A 6508-nucleotide genomic window follows, 5' to 3' on the forward strand; every position below is an offset into this window, starting at 1 on the left:
GGTGTGCGCATGGTGCGGCGGAGGGGTCTCGTGGTCACCGGTGCGGTCGTGGTCGCGATGGTCCTGGGCGGCTGCGCCGCCGGGCCGGATGCCGACGGTGCCGACGGTGCCGACGGTGCTGGTGCTGGTGCCGCTGCCGGTCTCGCCGTCGAGGGGTACGTCGAGCCGGGTGACGACTCGGCCGGGCTGGTGGCCGACGCGTCCAGTCGCGCGGCGACGATCGGGATCGACGGGGTCACGGTCGCGGACGACGGCGCAGGTCTGAACGACCTGCCGGCCGGCGTCGGGGCGCTCGCCCGGACGGCGACCGACGGTGGAGCGGCTCCGGAGCTGCTCGTCAGCAACTACTCCGAGTCGATCGGGGACTTCTCGCCCGAGGTCGGCACGGCCCTGCTCTCCGACGCCGGGAACCGGTCGCGGGTCGCCTCGCGCCTGGCGGAACTCGCGTCCGAACAGCACATGCACGGGGTGCAGATCGACCTCGAGTCGCTCCGGAGCCGCGACCGCACCGGGCTCGTGGCGTTCGCTGCCGCACTCCGGACGGCGGTGGACGACCGGCTCGGGAAGGACGCCGAGGTGTCGATGGCAGTGATGGCGTCGACCAGTGCGGGCGGCTACCGCGACACCGGGTACGACCTCGGTGCGCTCGCCGACCACGTCGACCGGTTCGTCCTGATGACGTACGACCAGCACGGTCCCTGGACCGGCGCCGGATCCATCGGGTCCCTGCCGTGGGCTGAGCGAGTCGTCGCTGCTGCCGAGCGCTCCGGCATCCCCGCGGACCGGATCGACCTCGGCATCGCCGGGTACGGCTACGTCTGGAGTGGCTCCGGCGACGCGCAGCTCAGCCCGGACGCCGCGCGGGCGGCCGCGGGGAGCGCTGCGGCGTGGTCCGCGCGGACCGGCGAGTGGTCGGCCACGCTCGACGACGGGCGCGAACTGCACTGGTCCGACGCCCGGTCCTACCGTGTCCGTGTCGCGCTCGCCGAGGACCTCGGGCTGCACGGTGTCGCACTCTGGTCCCTGAACACCCTGGCCCTGCCCGAGACGGAGACGACGTGAAGCTCTTGCTGACCTCAGGGGGCGTGACGAACCGGACGATCCGGGCGGCGCTCGTGGACATGCTCGGCAAGCCCGTGGAGCAGAGCCACGCGCTGGTCGTCCCGACCGCGCAGTGGGGTCACCCGATGTGCGGGCCGGCCTCCGTGCGGAACCTGGTGGCCGGCGGCAGCGACTCGCGGTACCTGGCCGGGTTGGGCTGGGCCTCGGTCGGTGTCCTGGAGCTCACCGCGCTCCCGACGATCGGCGTCGAACGATGGGGAGCCTGGGTGCGGGAGGCGGACGTGCTGCTCGTCGACGGCGGTGACGCGACGTACCTGAGTCACTGGATGCGGGCGTCCGGGCTCGCGGAGATCCTGCCCGAGTTGCCCGACACGGTGTGGGTGGGCGTGAGTGCCGGGAGCATGGTCATGACACCGCGGATCGGTGCGTCCTTCGTCGAGTGGCACGGCGCCGTCGACGACCGGACACTGGGGATCGTCGACTTCTCGGTCTTCCCGCACCTCGACGCGTTCCCGGAGAACACCCTCGACCACGCGGAGCGGTGGGCGGCCGACATCGGCGGGCCGGCCTACGCCATCGACGAGCAGACCGCCATCGCGGTCGACGGCGGTTCGGTGCGGGTGGTCTCCGAGGGGCGCTGGGTGCAGCTCGCGACCTGACGCAGGGGCAGGGGTCAGCCGCCGTGCAGTCGGCCGGCTCCGGTGATCCAGTCGCGCAGGTGTGGTCCGACGACCTCGGTCCCGTCCCTCGGCAGGAGTGCTCCGTCGCGGAACGCCCGACCTGTCCGTCCCGGGATCGGGAGACGCACCGGCGTCACTCCGGGATCGGGCAGTGCCTTCGTCATCGCCCACAGCGTCATGGTGTCCGGGCCGGTGAGGGGCTCCCACGCCGGTGAAGCGGCCCGGTCGCCGAGGCGCACGTTCGCACGCAGGCCACCGGCGTCAGGACGTCGCGGGCCAGACGCGGCGTGGCGGGAGCAGGTGCATCGACGCGACTGCGACGACGCCGAGCGCGACCGCGAAGACCCACACGTCCGGATCGTAGCCGTCCGTCGCCGGCCACTCGGGTCCCGCAGCGTTGTGGACCGGACCGGCGCCCCCGACGAGGTAGGACGAGACGAGTCCCAGAACGGCGACCCCGAACACCGCGGGTGCCCAGGCTCGACGGTGGAACCACCAGGCCCGGGCGCGCGGCGCGAGACGCAACGGGAGACCGACGACGAAGGCCAGGATCGTGGGCGCCGTCGCGAACACCGCGATCCCGACGACCTGGAGACCCTCGGTGAACAACCCGCCGACGACGATCCAGACGGCGATGACGACCCAGGAGATCGCGCCGGTCAGCACGACCTGTGCCGGGAGCGCGATCCACGCCGCGCGAGCAGGCACCGAGGCCCCTGCCGGAGGCATTCCTACCGTGACCGCTCGTCGACGAGTGCGACGAAGCGGCTGCCGACGCCCTCGACCTCGCGTCGGGTGAAGCCCGCGGTGGGTTCCGGCGCCTGGTACGGGGCGTGGTAGTCGCACATCAGGTGGTCCCAGTCGGGCCACCACTTCTTCGGACGCGCCGTCTCGCTGTACCCGCACACCACGCACTCCAGGCGCACCCACACCTTCTTGCCGCCGGTTCGGTTCGCTCGCGACTGCACGAGCCAGGCGGGCGGGTCCTGCTCGATCGCCGCCAGGTCGGCCTCGCTGAGGCGCGGCGGGATCCCGTGGTGGGTCGCCATCTCGAGGGGGATGTCGAGCCGGACGGCGGCGTCACGTCGGGAGAGCATCACCCCAGCGTAGGTTCTCCGCGCGCACTCGAGTAACGACCCCGTAACGAGCATGTGGAATGCATTCCGATCACATGTACGGCGTGGGTACGGTGCTGGAAGGCAGTCTCAAGGGTGAGGAGCGAGATCCACATGAACACCAGCACGCCGTCGACGATCACGATCACGGTGGTCCCGTACGTCGACTACACCCGGTCCCAGCCGGCCCCGGTGGTCCCGGAGAGCCCACGCACGGCGTCGACCGGCTGACTCGCCGTCACGCGCGCGGGGGAGCGGTCGTCGAGCGGACGACGAGCGACGGCGGCACGAGGGTCCTGGTCGCCTCCGGCCGCTCGGCGGCACCGATCAGCTCCACGAGTCGGTTCGCCGCCAATCGCCCGACCTCGTCGTTGTGCGGGTCGACCGTGGTCAGGCGCAGCAGGGGTGAAGCGGCGAGCGGGGTCTCGTCGTTGCCGACCACCGACACGTCCTCCGGCACCCGGAGGCCTGCTTCGCGCACCGCCGCGATCGCGCCCATCGCCATGACGTCGTTCGCGGCGAACACGGCGGTCAGGTCCGGGTGGTCCTGCAATGCGCGCCGTGTGCCCTGGTAGCCGGTCTGCTCCGAGGTCGGGCCGTCGCCGAACACCAGCGGCTCGATGCCGGACTCGACCATCCGTGCGACGGTGGCGGCGCGGCGGACGGCAGCCGGGCCTCCCGAGCCGGTGACGTGGACGATGCGGCGGTGACCGAGTCCGATGAGGTGATCCGCTGCCAACCGGCCGCCGGCGGCTTCGTCCGAGGCGACCACGTCGAGCCCGCCGGGCACCTCGGAGCGCTCGCCCGCGATGACGACGGGGGTGTCCGCCGGGACGACCAGGTCGGGGAACCCCTCGGCGGCGAGGACCACGCCGTCCACCCGCAACGACACGAGGTCGTCGAACGGTGAGGAACCGAGGTGCGCGTTGGCGCGCGTGTCGGCCAGGGTCAGCCGGAGGCCGTGCGGGGCGAGGGCCTCGCGCACGCCGTCGAGCATCGGGACGTACCAGGGGTTCCGGAAGTCGTCGACGACGACGCCGATCGTGCGGGTGCGTGTGCCGGCGAGGATCGCGGCGGCGCGGTTCGGCCGGTACCCGAGCTCTGCGGCAGCGGCGAGTACCGCGGACCGGCGGGCGTCGGACACCCCCGGGTCGTCGCGCATGACCATCGACACGAGCGACTTCGAGACACCGGCGCGGGTGGCGACGTCGATGATCGTCGGTGGTCGGGACACGCGGCTCCTTGACAGGACATGGGGTGGTGGGGCTACAGTCTAGCGACACGTTCTGGAACGTTCCAGAATCTGCATCCCACCGTCTCGAAGGAGAGAACATGAGCGACAGCATCGGCGTCGCCGTCATCGGCGCGGGCATGGCCGGCAAGGCCCACATGGCCGCGTGGCGGAACGCACCGTCCCTCTTCGGATCGACGCTGCCGCCGGTGCGGCTCGTGTCGATCGGTGACGTCTACGAACCGCTGGCGGCCGAGTCCGCGCAGCGCTTCGGGTACGCCCGGCACGACACCGACTGGCGAGCGATCGCCGAGGCGGACGACATCGACGTCGTGAGCGTCGTCGTCGCCAACACGCTCCACCGCGAGATCGTCGAGGGGCTGCTCGCCGCCGGCAAGCACGTCCTGTGCGAGAAGCCACTGTCGGACTCGCTCGACGACGCCCGCGCGATGGCCTCGGCCGCGACGGAGGCCGCCGCCCGCGGGCTCGTCGCACGGGTCGGCTTCACCTACCGCCGGGCTCCCGGGCTCGCGGCGATCAAGCAGCTCGTCGAGGACGGCACCCTCGGTCGCGTCCTGCACGTCTCCGCCCGCTACTGGACCGACTACGGTTCCTCGCCTGACGTGCCCTTCTCGTGGCGCTTCGCGGGAGCCCCGGGCACCGGAGCCCTTGCCGACGTCGGGTCCCACCTGGCGTACGTGGCCGAGTTCCTCGCCGGCGAGGTGCAGAGCGTCAACGGCGGCATGTTCACGACCGCCATCACGAAGCGCCCGATCGCCGCCGGGTTTGCCTTGCGCGGCCAGGCCGTCCCGTTGACCGGCGAGTTCGCCGACGTCGAGAACGACGACTACGCCACGTTCAACGCCCGCTTCGGCGACGGCTCGGTGGTCGGGTCGCTCGAGGTGTCGCGGGTCGCCACGTCGCACCCGAACGGCCTCGTCATCGAGGTGTTCTGCGAGAACGGCGCCGCACGCTGGGACCAGGAACGCGCCTCCGAGATCGGCCTCGCGCTGCAGTCCGACGGGTCCCGCCTCGGTGGCTACCGCCAGGTCGTCCTCGGCCCGGACCACCCCTACGTCGCCGGCGGCATGGCGATGGACGCCCCCGGTGTCGGCTGGGGCCAGAACCAGATGTTCGAGTACCAGGCGCGCGCCTTCCTCGACGAGGTCGTGGGCAACACGACCGACCCGCTGCCGGCGAACGCCACGTTCGACGACGGCGTCCACAACATGGAGGTCCTCGACGCGGTGGCACGGTCCGCCGCTGACGGGGGAGCAACCGTCGACCTCGCCGCAAGCGTCGACCTCACCGCAAACGCTGGAGTGCACGCATGAAGCTCGGTCTCTACAACGCGATCTTCCACGACCGCCCGCTCGCCGCGGCGCTCGAGGCCATCGCGGGCAACGGCCTCACCGGCATCGAACTGAACACCGGCGGGTTCCTGCCGCCGGTGCACGTGCCGAACGTCGACGAGATCCTGGACGACGACGGGGCCCGCGATGCCTTCCTCGCGCAGTTCGACGGGACCGGCGTCTCGATCGCCGGCCTGAACTGCAACGGCAACCCGCTGCACCCGGACCCCGCGATCGGACCGGAGCACGCGGAGGACGTCCGCCGCAGCATCCGCCTCGCCGCACGCCTCGGCCAGGACCGCGTCGTCACCATGTCGGGCCTCCCCGCGGGGGAGCCCGGTGGCACGCGTCCGAACTGGATCGTGAACGCGTGGAACTCAGCGGCGCTCGACGTCATCGAGTACCAGTGGAGCGTCGCGGTGCCGTTCTGGCAGGAGATCGACGCCCTCGCGCGGGAGCACGGGGTCCAGGTCGCGCTCGAGCTGCACCCGCAGAACGTCGTGTTCAACCCGGCGACGATCCGTGAGCTCGTGGAGCGCGGTGGGTTGACCAACGTGGGCGTCGAGCTCGACGCGTCGCACCTGTTCTGGCAGCAGATGGACCCCGTGGCGGTCGTCCGCGACCTCGGCCCGCTCGTGTTCCACGCCGCCGCGAAGGACGTCCGGATCAACCCGCACGCCGCGATCAACGGCGTGCTCGACAACTCGTTCCGCCGGTTGTCGCCGGACGAGCAGCGCACGAACCTCGGCGGGGACGAGTGGGCGAACGAGTGGCCGAAGCCGTCGGCCTGGGACTTCGTCGCGCTCGGCAAGGGGCACGACGAGGCCTACTGGTCGGCGTTCCTCGAAGCCCTGCGCGAGGTCGACCCGGACATGTGGGTGAACATCGAGCACGAGGACACCGAGCTCGGGCGCGAGGAGGGCGTCGCCGTGGCGGCGCGCGTCCTGCTGGCCGCCGACGCGTCGCTGGCGGCGCGCGTCTGACGCGCTGCGGGAACCGGACTGGAGGCGCGACTCGCGTGGGGCGGTCGGCGCCGGCGCGGCGGGCCCCCCGTCCCTCGCCGGGGGG

8 protein-coding genes are annotated in these 6508 nt (G+C 72.1%); 4 read left to right on the top strand and 4 right to left on the bottom strand.

What is annotated here, in order from left to right; all coding sequences use genetic code 11:
• Positions 1-9 precede the first annotated feature (9 nt).
• Positions 10-1062, top strand: a complete 1053-nt coding sequence (locus FS532_RS05925) for a glycosyl hydrolase family 18 protein (protein WP_144751323.1) — start codon at positions 10-12, stop codon at positions 1060-1062.
• Positions 1059-1721 carry a Type 1 glutamine amidotransferase-like domain-containing protein gene (locus FS532_RS05930; protein WP_144751326.1) on the top strand — a complete coding sequence of 221 codons (663 nt, stop codon included), beginning with the start codon at positions 1059-1061 and terminating at the stop codon, positions 1719-1721. Before FS532_RS05925 ends, FS532_RS05930 begins: the two co-directional genes overlap by 4 nt.
• 14 nt (positions 1722-1735) lie before the next feature.
• Here FS532_RS05930 and FS532_RS05935 read toward each other — a convergent pair whose 3' ends face one another.
• From FS532_RS05935 to FS532_RS05950, 4 genes are all read right to left on the bottom strand, one after another.
• Complete coding sequence (locus FS532_RS05935) at positions 1736-1981, bottom strand: hypothetical protein (RefSeq protein WP_144751329.1); 246 nt, start codon at positions 1979-1981, stop codon at positions 1736-1738.
• A gap of 22 nt (positions 1982-2003) precedes the next feature.
• Entirely contained in the window at positions 2004-2450 is a 447-nt protein-coding gene (locus FS532_RS05940; RefSeq protein WP_144751332.1) for a hypothetical protein, read from the bottom strand.
• Positions 2451-2473: 23 nt separating this feature from the next.
• Positions 2474-2839: a hypothetical protein gene (locus tag FS532_RS05945; protein WP_144751335.1), complete on the bottom strand. Its 366-nt coding sequence runs from the start codon at positions 2837-2839 to the stop codon at positions 2474-2476.
• 256 nt (positions 2840-3095) lie between these two features.
• Positions 3096-4091, bottom strand: coding sequence for a LacI family DNA-binding transcriptional regulator (locus FS532_RS05950; RefSeq protein ID WP_144751338.1), 996 nt, complete (start codon positions 4089-4091; stop codon positions 3096-3098).
• A gap of 98 nt (positions 4092-4189) precedes the next feature.
• On the opposite strand from FS532_RS05950, the gene FS532_RS05955 reads away from it, so the two are divergent.
• Positions 4190-5422: a Gfo/Idh/MocA family protein gene (locus tag FS532_RS05955; protein ID WP_144751341.1), complete on the top strand. Its 1233-nt coding sequence runs from the start codon at positions 4190-4192 to the stop codon at positions 5420-5422.
• On the top strand, positions 5419-6423 hold the full coding sequence (locus tag FS532_RS05960; protein WP_144751344.1) for a sugar phosphate isomerase/epimerase family protein: 1005 nt from the start codon (positions 5419-5421) through the stop codon (positions 6421-6423). The genes FS532_RS05955 and FS532_RS05960 overlap by 4 nt, the downstream gene beginning before the upstream one ends.
• Positions 6424-6508 lie beyond the last annotated feature (85 nt).

This window comes from Curtobacterium pusillum (assembly GCF_007673235.1).
Classification (GTDB): Bacteria; Actinomycetota; Actinomycetes; order Actinomycetales; family Microbacteriaceae; genus Curtobacterium; species Curtobacterium pusillum_C.